General features: G+C 46.9%; 10 protein-coding genes. 3 read left to right on the top strand and 7 right to left on the bottom strand.

What is annotated here, in order from left to right; all coding sequences use genetic code 11:
• Positions 1-161: 161 nt before the first annotated feature.
• Positions 162-1,838 carry an ankyrin repeat domain-containing protein gene (locus JGK20_RS04950; protein WP_293229578.1) on the bottom strand — a complete coding sequence of 559 codons (1,677 nt, stop codon included), beginning with the start codon at positions 1,836-1,838 and terminating at the stop codon, positions 162-164.
• Positions 1,839-2,384: 546 nt separating this feature from the next.
• On the opposite strand from JGK20_RS04950, the gene urtD reads away from it, so the two are divergent.
• Positions 2,385-3,131 (top strand): urea ABC transporter ATP-binding protein UrtD, encoded by a 747-nt coding sequence (gene urtD, locus JGK20_RS04945; protein WP_293175173.1) that lies wholly within the window; start codon positions 2,385-2,387, stop codon positions 3,129-3,131.
• Positions 3,132-3,201: 70 nt separating this feature from the next.
• Positions 3,202-3,900 (top strand): urea ABC transporter ATP-binding subunit UrtE, encoded by a 699-nt coding sequence (gene urtE / locus JGK20_RS04940; RefSeq protein ID WP_293195982.1) that lies wholly within the window; start codon positions 3,202-3,204, stop codon positions 3,898-3,900.
• A gap of 117 nt (positions 3,901-4,017) precedes the next feature.
• On the opposite strand, the gene JGK20_RS04935 is transcribed toward urtE, so the two are convergent.
• Complete coding sequence (locus JGK20_RS04935) at positions 4,018-4,722, bottom strand: pentapeptide repeat-containing protein (RefSeq protein WP_293175169.1); 705 nt, start codon at positions 4,720-4,722, stop codon at positions 4,018-4,020.
• Positions 4,723-4,870: 148 nt separating this feature from the next.
• Between JGK20_RS04935 and JGK20_RS04930 the strand changes: the two genes are divergently transcribed.
• Positions 4,871-5,476 carry a hypothetical protein gene (locus JGK20_RS04930; protein WP_293175167.1) on the top strand — a complete coding sequence of 202 codons (606 nt, stop codon included), beginning with the start codon at positions 4,871-4,873 and terminating at the stop codon, positions 5,474-5,476.
• Positions 5,477-5,479: 3 nt separating this feature from the next.
• Here the strand turns inward: JGK20_RS04930 and JGK20_RS04925 are convergent, their stop codons facing one another.
• The 5 genes from JGK20_RS04925 to JGK20_RS04905 form a co-directional block, all read right to left on the bottom strand.
• The gene (locus tag JGK20_RS04925; RefSeq protein WP_293175165.1) at positions 5,480-5,956 is read right to left on the bottom strand and encodes a chemotaxis protein CheW; all 477 of its coding nucleotides are present in this window, start codon (positions 5,954-5,956) and stop codon (positions 5,480-5,482) included.
• Between the two features lie 141 nt (positions 5,957-6,097).
• Complete coding sequence (locus tag JGK20_RS04920; protein WP_293191482.1) at positions 6,098-8,917, bottom strand: hybrid sensor histidine kinase/response regulator; 2,820 nt, start codon at positions 8,915-8,917, stop codon at positions 6,098-6,100.
• Positions 8,918-9,151: 234 nt separating this feature from the next.
• Positions 9,152-9,469, bottom strand: coding sequence for a hypothetical protein (locus JGK20_RS04915; protein WP_293191484.1), 318 nt, complete (start codon positions 9,467-9,469; stop codon positions 9,152-9,154).
• Positions 9,466-9,768, bottom strand: a complete 303-nt coding sequence (locus JGK20_RS04910) for a type II toxin-antitoxin system RelE/ParE family toxin (RefSeq protein ID WP_293229576.1) — start codon at positions 9,766-9,768, stop codon at positions 9,466-9,468. The genes JGK20_RS04915 and JGK20_RS04910 overlap by 4 nt, the downstream gene beginning before the upstream one ends.
• A gap of 101 nt (positions 9,769-9,869) precedes the next feature.
• Positions 9,870-16,061 carry a PAS domain S-box protein gene (locus tag JGK20_RS04905; RefSeq protein ID WP_293229573.1) on the bottom strand — a complete coding sequence of 2,064 codons (6,192 nt, stop codon included), beginning with the start codon at positions 16,059-16,061 and terminating at the stop codon, positions 9,870-9,872.
• Positions 16,062-16,124 lie beyond the last annotated feature (63 nt).

The raw sequence follows: 16,124 nt of genomic DNA, 5'->3' as shown, positions 1-16,124 counted from the left end.
TACCCAAATACTTGTTACCAGGCTGTACCTGATAACCAGCAAAAACCAGCAAAAGGGAAACAGCCTGGGAACAAGTAAATATATCCAAAACAGGCGAGGCAGAGCCTCTGGACTTGGGATAAGGGGCATAGTGAAAGGAACCAGTAATCACAGGATGTGACTCATTGAGATTTGGAATGACTTTGGAGAAATTTGATAAGATTTAAATTTCTATTATTTCTACTTACCAGATCCAGTGGAGTTTGACCAGAATCATTTTTAGCATTAACATCAGCTCCTCTTTGAACCAGTAATTCCACTGTCAGAAAGCTCTCTATACTGGCAGCCGCGTGCAGTGGAGTACCAATATCAGCCTTGGCATTAATATTTGCACCTTTGGCTATTAAAAGTTGTGTTAATTTTATGCCATAATATTGAGTCTTAGCTGCTATATGCAGTGGAGTCCGGCCCCGAATATCCTTAATATTGATATCCGCGCCCTTGGAAATTAATAGTTCGGCCATTTGAATGTTGTTAGGCCCGAAAATAGCCACTGACAAAGGAGTTTGTGAACTATTATTTTTCGCATCAACCTGCGCTCCTTTAGTAATTAATAAATCTGCTAATTCGATCGTATCGTTTCCTATCATACTAGCAATCAAGTGAAGTGGAGTTTCGCCGCCTTCCGATCTGAAATTAACATCTGCTCCCTTATCAATTAGTTGTTCGATAAAATATTTGTTTCTATTGACACTCAACAAGGCACATCTCAGCAGGGAAATTTTAATATTTGAACCCTCGGAAAGCGGCTCGGGGTTGCCTCCCCATTTGAGATAATTTATAGCAATATCGCTGTTTCCTGCGCGAATTGAATCACACAGCCTTGAGGAGTTACCTCCCAAGAACTGAATTATTGTATACTTCAATGAAATGGGAAGAACAAAAACTGCAATTATTATTATTAGAGTTCCAGTTCCGCTGGCAATTATTCGCGATCGCACTTTTGGCGATAGATTCAAATTTTTGCATCGATCGCGAAGGATTGTTAGTAACGAACTTTTACCAGTAATGTCAATAGGCTGAAGGGCTTTCAGCGCCGCTTCTGCATTAGGAAAGCGACGTTTGGAGTTAGGCTCCACCATCTTCTTGAGCCACTTAATAAACAGTGGATTCAGTTGGGGTGCTATTCCCTGAAGATTGAAGCGACTGTTGTCATCAACTAAATTCCCAATATTAGCCGATCGAGTATTAGTCACCAAAGCGATTAAACTCGCCCCCAAGCTGTAAACATCTGAAGCTTCGCTGAGGGGACGATTAAATAACTGTTCTGGAGACATAAACCCCATTGTCCCCGCACAGACGCTGCTGATAGCATTTTTTTCTTTGCCAATCCGAGCAAAGCCAAAGTCTACTAGGTAAACATTTTTTTGTTTGTCTATTAAAATGTTTTCTGGTTTGATGTCCCGATGAATCACTGGCGGAACATGACTTTGTAAGTAAACCAAAATTTCTAAAAGAGAAACAGCGATTTGCTTCATTTCCTCTGGTTTAAAAGTACGGCGCTTGTCCAGGGATGAAGCATCTTTGTATTCTTGTACCAAACAAAATCCGGCTGCTGTTTCAAAAGAATCCCTGTAGCCAGGGATGCGCGGATGATTCAATGCTTTGAGGACTTCTATTTCTTGTTGGTAAGCTTTAAATCCCGACCAATTAGAATCTTGTTGGGCGAAGCGAAATTCTTTGAGGACTACCTTGATTGGCGGGTTGACACTGGTATCAAGTCCTAGAGATGTGACGCGCCCTCCTTCTGGGTTGCGTCCTAGTTCTTTGACTGTTTGGTATCGATTTTGCGCCGTCATCTTGCCCGCTCCTCCTATTTTGGCGTTTTCTGCAACAGCCTGTTTCTCCGGCGGTTGAGCGAGAAATGGAGTAGAGGCGATCGCATTTTAAGAGTCTGTATTTTTTTAGCTTGAAAGTACCTGCACCAAGCTGTTGCCATATTATAATACCAGAATCACAGACTCTTCTGAAAAATCAACAATCCTTAACAAAAAGGAGAATAATTACAAAATATCATGTTAAACTGGTTGTAAAATAGTCTTAAATATCTAATCTAGTACGTTGCCTAATGCCAGCACTGTCAAGGTGTAATTAACTTGTTTACGCTATCGCAGCGATTGAACAGTAGCAGTTATGTAGGGTGCGTCAGTCAGTAGATGTTTCGGCTAGCTCAAAGACTATAGGCTGACGCACCTTCCAAAGACAATTAAGGACAAGCAGTTATGTAAGGTGCGTCAGCCCGCAGATTTTTCGGTTTTTCCAGAGACTGTTTACTGACGCACCCTACAACTAAAATTCAGGAAAATCAAGAAAAATCAGTTGTTGTATATTGCGGAATTAAAGTTATGAAGGGAAAAGTATTAGAGATAGAAAATTTGACTGTTAGTTTTGATGGTTTCAAAGCCATCAACGGTTTAAATTTCAGCATGGATGCGGGGGAACTCCGAGTTATCATTGGCCCTAACGGTGCGGGGAAAACAACTTTTCTCGATTCGATTACGGGGAAGGTGCAGCCGACGGAAGGGCGAGTGATATTTAAGGGCAAAAATTTGCGCCAATTGTCCGAATATCAGATTGCGCGTCTGGGTATTGGCCGCAAGTTTCAAACGCCGCGAGTTTACTTGAATTTAACGCCGCGCGAAAATTTGGAGCTATCTTGCAACGGCAATAAAAATGTATTTCCAACTCTGTTTAAGCCTGCTCCTGCTGCTGAAAAGCGCACGGTGGCGGGTTTGTTAGAAACTATTGGTTTGGTTGCTAAGGCTGATGTTTTGGCTGGTTTGCTTTCTCACGGGGAAAAGCAGTGGTTGGAAATTGGGATGTTGGTGGCGCAATCTCCTGATTTGTTGTTGGTGGATGAGCCTGTGGCGGGTTTGACTGATGAGGAAACTGTGTTAACTGGAGAGTTGCTGATTTCGCTGGCCGAAAGTCATTCGGTGTTGGTAATTGAACATGATATGGAGTTTGTGCGGCAAATTGCGCGGCAGGTGACGGTGTTGCATCAGGGTGCTGTTTTGTGCGAGGGAACGATGGATGAGGTGCAAAATGACGATCGGGTAATTGAGGTATATTTGGGAAAACCAGAAGAGTGAAGAAGTTCGGCAACGGATTGTGTAACGGATGTAACGGATTACCGATTACTAATTACTAATTATCAAACATATGCTGCAAGTTTCTGATTTGAATGTTTACTATGGCGAAAGTCACATTTTGCGCGGTGTCGATTTAAGTGTTAATGCGGGGCAAATGGTTTGCTTGATCGGCCGCAATGGTGTTGGCAAAACTACTATGCTAAAAACCCTAATGGGCTTGCTGCAACCTCGCAGCGGCACAATTAATTTTGGCGGACAATCTATTGTCTCTAAGTTGACTCACCAGCGGGCTAAATTGGGGATTGGTTATGTGCCTCAAGGGCGCGAAATTATCCCGCGTTTGACTGTTAAAGAAAATTTATTGTTAGGGTTGGAAGCGAAACCAACTCTGACCAAAAATCCTGAAGTTCCTGATGAGATTTTTGAGTTATTTCCGGTTTTGAAGACTATGCTCGATCGCATGGGGGGCGATTTGAGCGGGGGACAGCAGCAGCAGTTGGCGATCGCTAGGGCTTTGATGGGTGAGCCGAAATTGCTGGTTTTGGATGAACCGACGGAGGGAATTCAGCCGTCGATTATTTTAGACATTGAAGCTGCTGTGCGCCGGGTAGTTGCGACTAGGGGAATTTCGGTTTTGTTGGTGGAGCAACATTTGCATTTTGTGCGGCAAGCTGATTGGTATTATGCTATGCAGAAAGGCGGGATTGTGGCTTCTGGAAGCACTAGCGAGTTGAGTGATGAGGTGGTTCAGAGGTTTTTGGCTGTTTGATTTATATTTTTGGACTTATCAATACCAAAGAAACCGGGTTTTTTATGCGATTAAGGGTTTTGATGCAGTAGCTTCGTAAAAAAAACCCGGTTTCTGCCTCTAGGAAAGATTTTGTGATTAATTTTTTCGGCCGTCTGGCATGGTTGTGCCGGCCATGCTGGCTCGATCGATACTAGCGCCATCTATATTAGCATTCCGGAGGTTCGCATTTGACAGATTTGCGTCTCTGAGGTCGCAAAATCGCAAGTCTGCACCGTCTAAATTGGTTCCTGTCAAGTTGGCTTTTCGGAGGTTGGTGTTGCTGATTCTCGCTCCGATTAACTGGGCTCCGCTTAAGTCTGTGCGAGCCATATTGGTGTTGACAAAATCTGAGATCTCGAAGGTACTACCGCTGAGGCTGGCGTCTGATAAATCTGCTCCTGTGACGATCGCATTTTTTAAGCGTATGTTAACTAATTTTATAGCTCGGAGGTCGCAACGGACGCAGCTTTGGGTTAGCAACAGCGTTTCGACGTTGGCGTTGATTTGGTCAATTTGTTGCTGGGAGAACCTTTCGGCAAATTCTGGGGAGACGTAACCGAGCTTTTTGGGATCTTCTGCTTTTGGTTGGGGTGTTGGTGTTTGGGGTGTTGGTGTTTGGGGTGTTGGTGGTTGAGTTGTCGGTGGTTGGGGTATTTGTGGTTGGATGATTGGTGGTTGAGGTGTTGGTGTTTGGGGCGTTGGTGTTTGCCCGATCGCCCTTAGTTGCAGCCCCACCTTCGGATATTCTAGAGTGGCGGCAGAAATTAGCAGGGCGATCGACAGTATTGTGATTTTTTTCATAAATAAATAACTTCTTGCTTGCAAGAATACCATTTACAGCAAATTCTCTGTAAAGATGGTACACTCAATCGAGTATATTAAGCCAAAAATAAAACATTCCTGATTTCAGTCAAAAGTGTTACGGTATGCGATCGCAAATAATTAACCTATGCCTTACAGTAAATTTACTCTCAGCAAAGCTGTAGAGGATTTCAATCTTACGATCGTTGAAGGCGCGCGTTTCTTCCCCGAAATTGCGCCAGTCACTCCTAGTCTTTTGCTTCAGGATACTCTTAAAGAAACGATTCCATGGGCGATCGCAGTCAGCAGTGAAAAAGCTCGATCTGAGGGGATTATCAATCCTGTGTTGCTGGAAGTCAAACGGCAGCTTCAAGGGCAGATTAGCGTTTTTTCCGGCGAAGAATTCAATGTAGAACCGGAGGCTGAACTCACAGGCTATGTGGACTTTCTCCTAAGTCGTTCCCCGGAACAACTATTTATTAAAGCCCCTGCGGTTGTCTTAGTGGAAGCCAAGAAAGAAGACCTTAAACCAGGTTTGGGGCAATGCCTTGCAGAAATGGTTGCCGCTCAACGTTTTAACCAACAAAAGCAACAGCCGATATCGACTATTTACGGAACCGTAACTAGCGGTACAGTTTGGCGGTTTCTTAAACTAGAAGAGCAATGCGTATCTATCGATCTTACTGATTATTCTCTGCTTCCGGTTGAGCAAATATTGGGCTTCCTCGTTTGGATGATGACTGAAAATTGCTAGATATTAGGTTGGGCTAAATAGAGCCAAATTCAGATAAAAAACTTCGGAACCGTCAGGGGCGCGAATCAACTTTTCTATTACCGCAGGTAGTTGCTGTTGGCGGTACAACTCTGGAATTTCGCAGAAACTTTCTTCGGCAATTTCCAAAATCTTCGGCATCTCAGGAATGGGAATTCCCAAGCGATCGCTTTTATTTAAGCTGCAAACAATCAGGTAGTTGCAGTCAGCAATACTCCGACTGCTAGGAAATATTTTAGATAAATTAATCAGGGTAATTAGTTCTTCTTGGTGCCGAACTAAACTTTGACCGCTATCTAAAAAACCGTAGGGATTAAAGTCTTTGACAACACGCTGCACTTTTTCTATAGGAACCGCATAATTAACGTTTCCCAGTTCAAAGGACACAAGTTTTCGAGGAGGAGTTCTGACAGCGCCTTGTTTCTTGCTGCGAAAGCGGCGATTGTAATTCGTGTGAGTCATGCGATTTTTGATTTTAGATTGGGAATCTATTCGTTACCAGGCACTGCTGGGAAATAGTATTTTTTTCTAGGTATGTAGTTGCGCTTCAGCGCTCTTTGTATATATATGAAAGAGCGCTAAAGCGCAACAACGTACCTTTATTTAATGTTTGATTAATTTTGGTATTGCTTCTAAAAGTTGAGATTCACTGTAAGGTTTCGTAAAATATTGATTGGCGCCTAATTCCATTGCCATTTGTCGGTGTTTTTCGCCGCTGCGGGATGTCAGCATGGCTACGGGAATCTTAGCAAACCGCTGGGTCGATCGCATAGAGCGCAATAATTCAAATCCATCCATCCGGGGCATTTCAATATCGACAATCGCCAAACTGCAATCAAGACCATTTTGCAGCTTTTCCAGGGCATCCAAGCCGTCTTTAGCCTGAACTACGCGGTAGCGGGCACGAGTCAGCATCAGAGACAACAACTGCCGAATTGTATAGGAATCGTCCACTACCAAAATCTGGGGCGACTGACTCGAAGTCGGCGCCACTTGTGGCACTTTACCAGACACAGGGGCGATCGAACTATTGGATAAAGGTTGACCCACCAAATCATCCACATCCAAAATAGTTACAACTTTACCGTCCCCCAAAATCGTACTCCCCAAAACCCCGCGAGGCTTGGATAGAGGAGGCGGCAAAGGTTTAACCACAATTTCCTGCTGGCCGATCAGGCGTTCCACGGCCACCGCCAGCATTCCTTCGGTAGAAGCCAAAACCAAGACGGGAATGTGATCTTGAGTCAAAGGGTCTGGAGAGGGGCCATCGGGCCCGACGACGCTGTATTCGAGCAAATCTTGCAGTCGCACCAAACGAATAAATTCATCCCGCCACCACAACATCGGCTGATTGCCGGCGGTGTGAACTTCCGAAGCTTTAATATGCAGAATTTCCTCGACTGCATCTAGCGGTACTGCTATTTTATTGCGATCGGTCTTTACCATCAAAGCCTCAGTAATCGACAGCAACAATGGCAGTTTGATGATAAAACTCGTACCTTTTCCCAGGCGAGAATCCACCTTCACAGTCCCCCGCACAGTCCGCAAATTTGTTCGCACCACGTCGAGTCCGACTCCTCGCCCGGAAAGATCGCTCACTTCCTCGGCAGTGCTGAAACCGGGCCAAAATAGAAAATCATAGAGTTCGGCAATCGAAAATTCTTGGGCTTGTTCTTCCGTCGCTAAACCCTTTTTAACTATTTTGCGGCGAATGATTTCCGGGTCAATACCTTTACCGTCATCGGCGACAGTAATAATAGTTTGGCCGCCTTGGTGGCGGGCTTCGATTTCAATTTGACCGCTGGCGGGTTTGCCAATTGCTTGCCGAACTTCGGGCATTTCGATGCCGTGGTCAAAAGCGTTTCTTACTAAATGTACCAAGGGATCGCGCAAAGCGTCGAGCAAACTTTCGTCAATTTTGGTATCCCTTCCTACTAACAGCAGGTTGACATCTTTATCGTAGGTGAGGCACATATCCCGAAGCGCCCTCGGTAAGTGGTCTACGGCGCGACTGAAACTCACGACTCGCAACTGCATGACGCGGCTGCGAAGTTGTTCGGTGATGCGGCGCAGTTGGTCGGTACTGCGCTCGAATTTCATTGCTAAGGTGTCTAATTTGGTGGCGGATTGAGAAATTGCTTCGGCGGTTTCGATGACTTCTGCGGCGGTTGAGTGGAACTCTGTATAACGATCCATCTCTAAGATATCGAAGTGAGAATGGTCGATCGAGGATTTGTCGTTAACAATCAGTGGAAATTCTGTTTCATATCCTGCAAGTTTTCCTAATCCCGAATTGCCGTTTCCTCCTCTCCAGTCTGCAAAACTCAGTCTGTCGTATTCTTCGCGCAACTGGCCGCCGAATTGATTTAAATCTACGATACTGCGGCGGATGCGTTTGACTTCGCCGCGCAATTCGGATTCTTGCAGTTCCAAATTTGTACGGTTGATGACTAATTCTCCGACCAGATTCACTAATTCTGTTAACCGTTCTAAGTCTACGCGGATTGTTGGTCGCTGCGGGTTGGGGAGGGGGGGAGAGGGAGAGAGGGGAGAGGGGGAGAGGGGGAGAGGGGGGGAGGTTTCGGATGTTTGTGATTCGTTTGGGGGTGGGGGGGAGATTTGGGGGAGTTCGTTAGCGCAGCCCTCGAAGAGGATCGCCCTTCCGTCTAATAGCTGCTGGCGTGCGGTTTGCAACGACTGGGCGATCGCCCAACCCTCGGACTGCAACCGCTGTAAAGTCAAATCTGGAGAGTCGATCAAATCTCTGAGGGGTTCAGCGACTTTCCCAAAATCCGGCAATTGCAGCATTCCAGCCAAGCCGGAGAGTTGGTAATAAACCTGGTTGAGGGCGGTGACGCTTTTTGGCAAATCTGCCTCCGAAGCTTGGGAAAGCTCAGTTTCTAGGCGATTGAAGATTGGCGGCAATTCGTGTTCAAAAATCAGTTTCAGGGTTTCCGGGGCTGCCGATCGACTGGCTGCGGGGACTGGCGGCGGCCCCGGCTTGCCGTACTTTGCCTCGAACTGGGCATGAATTTGGGCGATCGCCTCCAGGTTTGACCTTTGATCGGGAGTGCTGACATCCGAGTGGTGAATTGCTTCGGCCGCTATCTTTTTGAGAGCATCCACCCCTTGCAGCAAAACAGTTATAGTGACCGGTTCCAGGGCCGACAAGTCCGTGCGATCGCGCAAAATGACAAAACAGTCCTCCAGCGTGTGAGCCGCCGCCGACACGTCTTGAAAGCCCAACATCGAACCCGCACCTTTAATCGAGTGAGCGGCCCGAAACATTTCTTTAACACCCGCTTGTCGCCCTTTCAAATCTGCGCCTTCCATCGCCAGCAGGTGAGTTTCCATTGACTGGAGAAACTCTTGCGTTTCTGCGGTAAAAGCATCTATTAATTCGTTTAAATCATCATCATCCATATATAGCAGTTGACAGTTGACAGTTGACAGTTGACAGTTGAGAGCTTGCCGTGAGCGTAGTCGAATGGTTGACAGTTGACAGTTACAAGGTACGGGAATCAAACCGTTTATGCTATAGGGTTCTAAGCTCTATTCATCAGGTTATTTATGTGAGCGCCGGATGTGGCGGTTGCTATAAATATGAATATCGGTGCCCAGTACTTTTGAACTATTACCGATAACCTCGGTTTTTTATTAATCCTTTGAACTCAACGAACTTTCTTTCGTTATTTCCGATTGCAAGCCAAGTTGTTGCCGCACTGCTTGCAATGATTTTCCTCTTTTTGCCTTCGGACGATCGCTTGGAGCCGGCACATCGTCAGCAGAAATAACTGGCTTTTTTAGAGCAGCCAGGAGTTGGTTTAATTCTGCTTGAAGTTCTGCCAATGATTCTCCATAAGGTGCAGTTTCTTTTTCGGCGCAGGCTGCGATCGCACCCGTATCGTCATAATACACCGTGCGAATTGTGTACCCGCCATCCTCAAAAAATACTCGATAATCCCAGTTCATCATAGTTCTTCCTCTTCCCCTTGAAATATGTATTTATTCCCAGGCTTGCCAGCGATGCGCTCTATACTGACAATTTTAACTTGCTGCTCAACGTTGTACAAAACGCGATATAGCCCCACTCTCAATTCCCATTCTGCTGTATTGTTTGGACGCAGGGGTTTCCGGTTGCGCGTCTCCGTAGTGGGTTCATAACAAAGGTTAGCTTCAATACCGTCAACAATTACATTCTGTTCGTGTTTCTTAAACCACTGCAAATCCTCAATTGCTTGGTCTGTAAACTCGATTTCAAACACGATAGTCACACCCTAAAATATTTCCAATACTCATCCATCCTAGCATTCATCATCTCACACTGCGACAATATCCAAATTCCCGACTTCTTTAAAAAGTCGGGAATTTAACATTACGAACGGAAATTCGCGACCGACTTTTGCAATTTGCTGACAGAACCAGATAAATCATCAAGCGATGCCTTAACGTCCGAACCTTTTTGTGCAGTTGTATTTGCAATCTCATTGACTTGCTGCATACTGTTAGAAATCTCCTCAGCCGAAACAGTTTGTTTAGCCGAAGCGCGAGTAATATTCTGCACCAAAGCATTCATTTCTCGACTAACTTCGATGATGGCATTCAGGTGAGTTTTAGCTTCGCTTGCTAGCTTAGTACCTTCCACTACCTCCAGCGTTCCCGATTCCATTGCCTTCATCACGCGGCTGATTTCTTCTTGAATTGTACCCACAATTTCCGAGATTTCCTCAGTCGCGCCGGCCGATCGCTCTGCCAACTTCCGCACCTCTTCGGCGACAACCGCAAAACCTAAACCTTGTTCGCCGGCTCTGGCTGCTTCAATCGTAGCATTGAGAGCTAACAAATTGGTTTGGGAAGCCAGTTGAGAAATCGAAGTGACAATTTTGCCGATTTGTTGCGAAGATTCGCCCAAACGCTTCATCATTTTTGAGGTAGAGGCGATCGTCAATCGGAGCTCGTTAATGCCTTCGACAGCGCGATCGACCGCCATACCGCCGACTTCTGCGGTGTGAGAAGACTGCTGAGCAACGGTTTCGGCGCGCACCGAAACATCTCGCACGTCGCGGATCGAATTCACGATTCGCTCGATTTCCCGCATGATTGCAGATATTTTTTCTGCTTGAACTTCCGCCTGTTGAGTGAGTTCGCTGGTATTGTTAATTGACTCGCCAGTGGCAGATGTTACCTGTTCGGCTAAAGTTTGAATTCCCGTTACCACCTTCCGCAGAGAACCAATTAAAAAGTTAAAAGAGTCGGCGACAGCACCTAAAACGTCATTCGTTACTTCCGCCCTGACTGTCAAATCCCCTTGAGCTGCGCCTTTAATTTCTCCCAACAGTTTGAGGACTTGCTGCGTCATCGAATCGGCTTCAGCTTTGCGTTCGGCTGCAAATTTTTCCAGTCCTTCCTCTGCCTCTTTGCGCTCGGTAATGTCAAAGCGGATGGCGATATATTTGACTATGGTACCGCTAGTATCGAAGATGGGGGCGATCGTGGAATCTACCCAATAAAACGAGCCATCTTTGCGCCGATTTTTGATTTCCCCTTTCCACACCAAACCGCGAGAAATTGTCAGCCACATTTCGGAAAAAAATGCTTTGGGATGGTAGCCAGAATTGACAATGCGGTGGTCGCGGTGCAGCAGTTCTCCCATGCTGAAACCGGATATTTGGGTGAATCTTTCGTTAACGTAAGTAATTATGCCTTTGAGGTCAGTTTCGCTGACGATCGCAGCTTCATCGAGGGCATTTTGCCGCGTTTTGAGTTCTTGCAGCAAGCGTTCCTGTGCCTCGGCCAACTGCTGCATCTGCTGCTGCGATGCTTTTTCCTGGGTGACGTTGCGGCAAACGACTACACCACCTTTAATTGCTCCTGTTTCGTCTTTGAGCGGCCGGCCGTTAATTTTGACCCACAGGCCCTCAGGCTGGGCTGCGTGGCGGGTGAAAATATCTACATCGTCAACGGATTCTCCTCGAAGCGTGCGTACTAAAGGGATGTCGGCTGTGGGATAGGGAGTGACGGTATCGGGCAAAAATACACCGTATTTTGCCGCCCACTCGTTGGGGAGAGCATCTGTGGAACCCGAGCCAAACATATTTGTAGCGGCGGGGTTGAACAACACAAAATTGCCATTGGCATCGGCAGCAACCACGCCGTCGCTAATGCTGTTAATTAGCAGTTGCAAGAGATTGCTTTGCCCTCTAAATTCCTCTTCAGAACGGGCTAATTGGGCTGTTGTTTCTTGCAGTTGACTAATTGTTTGTTTGCTTTCGGTAATGTCGCGCGCGACTGCATACATGATCTTTTCTTCTATTAGCGGTCGCGATTTCCAGGACAGCCATTTGTAGGAACCGTCTTTGCAGCGGTAGCGATTTTCAAAAGATATTGTTTCGGCACCGCCGGCTACTTTTGCCGTTTCTGCCAAGGTTTTTTCCACGTCTTCGGCATGGACAAAATCGATAAAAGATTGGTTTTGGAGTTCTTCTACTGTGTAGCCGAGGGTTTTTGCCCAAGCGGGATTGAGACGCTTGAATTTGCCTTCAAAATCGGCAATGCAAAGCAAGTCTAGGGACAGGGTGAAAAATCGATCGCGCTCTGCTTCGGCTTTTTTGCGATCGGTAATTTCGATCGCCACACCGCCAACACCGATCGGTTTCCCGTCCTCTCCGGCCAAAGGAAAGTAAGAAGCCAGCCAATCTCGGATTACGCCCGGTTGATTGACGGTTGTACCTGCAACCTCAATATTTAAAAGCGGCTGGTTGTTTGCCAAAACCCCCTGCAAAATCGGCTGTAGAGTATCGACCATTTCCGGTATCACTTCTGTGACGGTTTTGCCTAGGTGCTCGGCAACTGAGGGTCCTGTAGTTTCTGCCAAACTTTCGTTGACTTGCACGAACCGCAACTTGTCGTCAAAAATAAACATTGAGGCTGGGGACGCTGCGAAAAATGCGTCAAAGCGGGATTGACGCAAAACTAATTCTCGTTCTAGGGCTTTGCGATCGGTCACTTCCAGAACGAAAGCACCGATACCAATGGGTTTGCCGTCCTCTCCCGGCAAAGGAAAGTAAGAAGACAGCCAATCCCGCACTACATCGGGCTGCGCGGTGGTGGCGTGGGAGAGTTCAATGTTTAAAATCGCTTCGTTGCTGCTAAAAACCTGCTGGTACACCGGGCCGAGCGTCGGTGCCATTTCCGGTTCGGCTTCCCATAGGGTTTTGCCGATGTATGCCGAAGCCGGCTGGCCCCCGAGTTCGGCTAATTTTTCGTTGAACTGCATGAACCGCAGTTGGTCGTCGGTGATGAACATTCCCGCTGGTGCTGCGGCGAAAAAGGCATCAAAGCGAGCTTGACGCAAAGAAAGCTCTCGTTCTAGGGCTTTGCGATCGCTCAGATCGCGGCCTTCTGGAATTAATAGCACGACTTTGTCGCTCTCGTCTTTGATGGGTTTGAGGGAGAAGTCAAGGGTTGCGAGGAAACCCCCGGTAAGTAGGACTTCCGCTTCGTAGCGAACTACCTCGCCGGCGGCGGCTTTGGCGACAGCTTCTCGTACCTGTTGCTTGACTTCTGGGGAAATCTGCCACCACGGGGTTTCCCAAAACGGCTTGCCTACTACCTCTTCAATCCCCACCTCAGCGGCAAGGAGGGCTGTTTGGTTGATTTCCAAAACAGTACCGTCTGGCTCTAGCAGCCCCATGAATTGTAACGATTGGTCGAAAATGGCTCGGAACAGTCTTTCGCGATCGCGCAGCATTTCTTCTGCCCGTTTGCGATCGCTGATGTCGCGGGTAACTGTTGCCAACCCCATCGGCTCTCCTGTTTCTGGGTGTTTGACTGTAAATACGCTGTAGTCAACGGGAATGCGATCGCCGGTGCCAAAGTGCTTGAACCGAAACTCGCCACGCCAATAGCCCGTTTCCATGACTGTGGGCATAATTTCTGCTGTGAATTGCTGGAGGTCTTCTGGAAAAAAGAATTCCCCCGTATTCTTAGTTTTGAGTTCTTCGGGAGAGTTGAGTCCCACTAGCTTAATGCCAGCGGAGTTCAGGTAAAATGGCTCTCCCTCCATTGTTGCCATCCCGATAAAATCCGAGCTACTTTCGACGATCGATCTCAATCTTTGATTTTCGATTTCGGCTTGCTTGCGGCCTGTAATGTCGTTGTTAGTTTCTAAAATTGCTTTGGGTTTTCCCTGTTCGTCTCGCTGCAAATTCCAGCGGCTGAATACGGTAATTGTGGTGTGGTAATTGGTGGTGTGAATCAGTTCTCCTTCCCAATAATCCCGCTCTGCTAACTGTGCCGATATTATTTCTAAAGGCTGGGGGAAGATGGTAGTAAATAGAGTATGAGTGCATTTGCCTACAGCTTCTTGTTTCGTGAAGCCGTACATTCTCTGGGCGCCTTGGTTCCAATAATTAATCGTGCCGTCAATGTCTCGAACAATCAAAGCATCGCTGGCAAGGTCGAGCATTTGCAAGTTCTGCTGCAAGGCTTGTTCGGTGCGCTTGCGTTCTGTAATGTTGCGGGCGATCGTTGACATAAATTCAACTTCTCCGCTCTGGGATTTGTGGGCAATAATTACTTGGGAAACGGGTATTTCTTCGCCGTCTAAAGTCTGCCAAATTGTCTCGCCGCTCCACACCCCGTCCCGGCAAGCTGCGGGGATACCAACTTCCATCAGAGTGTCCATACTTTTGGGCGATGTTACGTCAGAAATACTAATTCCGGCTAAATCTGAGTCCTTGCCAACTCTCAACATTTCTCTGGCTGCGCGGTTGAGATAGATGCTGCGCTGTTGGGAGTCTGCCATGCCTACCCAGTCGGTGGTGGTTTCTAAGATTGCTTTGAGCCGCAATAGTTCTTGTTCGGATTCGCGCCGTTGTGTGATGTCGCGCGAGAAGCCGAGAACGCCTAGAATCTTGCCTTCTGCGTCTTTGAGGGGCGATTTTTGGGTGTCGAAGATGTGTACTTTGCCGTCTGCTAAGGAGGCAATGTCGTTGGGGTTATGGACTTCCTGACCGTTGAGTACGGCTGTGTCATCAGCGCGCCAGCCTTTAACTTGTCTTTGAGGATCTGTTTGGGTATGGAAGTTGCCGAATATTTGCTCTGTGGGTACGTTGAGTTCTAGGTCATCTTTGCCTAGCATTTCTGCTTGGGTTTTGCCGAAGGCGGCGGCGAAACCTGCGTTGACTAGGCTGTAGCGGAAGTTTCGATCTTTGACGAAGATCAAGTCTGGGGTAGCGTCAATAACTGTTCGCAGCAAGTTTTGGGAGCTTTCAGCCTCGGCGAGTGTCTCCCGCAGTTGTTCTTCCATACGCACCCGGTTGGTGATTTCTCTAATGGCGCAAACGAGGACTTTGCTGCCGCCGGCATCTACAAAGGTAGATTTTTTGACCGACAGAAAACGGGTATTTCCGTCCGGTTCAGTAATGGTTTCTTGGGTTTCGCTGCTGGTGTTTGCCCAGAAAACTAATTGGTTTTTTTCTTCATATATGTCTGCTTGTTCTTTGGGCAAGAAGTCGCGGTAAGCTTTGCCAATTAGTTCCGATCTGCTGCGACCGATGTATTGACAAAAGGCATCATTTAATGCTAGCCAGCGGTGCTGTTCGTCTTTGACATAAATCGGGTCAGGGATGGTGTTGATGATGTTGTTTAAAAATTGTTCAGAGGCTTTTAATTGCTCTTGAACAGCGGTGCGATCGCGAACTTCCTGTTGCAATAGTGCGTTGGTTTGCTGAATCTGCTCGGTTCTGTCATTGACTCGCTGCTCTAGTTCTGCGGTTAGCTGCTGCAATTTGGCTTCTGTCTGTTTGCGCGCTGTTATGTCGCGGCCTTCCGCGAGAATTTGAAATACTTCTCCTGTTTCATTTAACAGGGGCTTAAATGATATGTCAATTACTGTCACCTGGTTGTTGGCTCCGGTGATTTCGTATTCTTCCCGTACAAACTTGCCTGCCGAGACCTGTTTAATGTTGGTTTTGAGGCGCTGCTGGTTGGTTGGGGATGATGCCCACCAAGGTGTGTGCCAAAATTTTAGCCCCAGCACTTCTGATGGTTCCAAATCGCCCAATTCTAATGCTGTCTGATTTGCTTCGATCAGAGTGCCGTCTGGGTTCAATAATGCGATTAGTTGAAAAGCTTGGTCGAAGATTGCCTGAAATCGCTGGGTTGTTTCGCTGAGGGCTTGTTCTGTTGCTTTTTTGGAGGTAAGAATTTGGGTGGAACCTACTAAGAATTGGTAGCGGTTGGACAGACTCAAAAAGGCGATCGCCGGAATGACAGTTATCCAATCCGATACAGTTTGTGCCACATGGGAGTGCGGCAATCCCAGGTATTCGGCTGCGTGGCCGCTGTGGCCGAAAGCGCAGCTCCAAAATATGGCTGCTGTGACTGTGGCGAAGATGTCGAACCCGAATTGACGGTTTCGCCACAAACCTAAGCTGATTAGCGAGGCGATCGCAAAGTAACAGAAACAAATAATACAATTGGCAATTCCAGCTACCAGCGAAATAGAAAAGTCAGGTAATGTCAGGGTGAATGTCGTGGCGATCGAACTATAGATAAAATTCATGATAAAATTAAGAATTGGTAAATTAAAGGCGATCGATTTTAGATTTTAGATTTTAGATTGACT

It is taken from the genome of Microcoleus sp. PH2017_05_CCC_O_A (genome assembly GCF_020738785.1).
GTDB lineage: Bacteria > Cyanobacteriota > Cyanobacteriia > Cyanobacteriales > Microcoleaceae > Microcoleus.
This window is presented reverse-complemented; position numbering and strand designations above follow the sequence as displayed.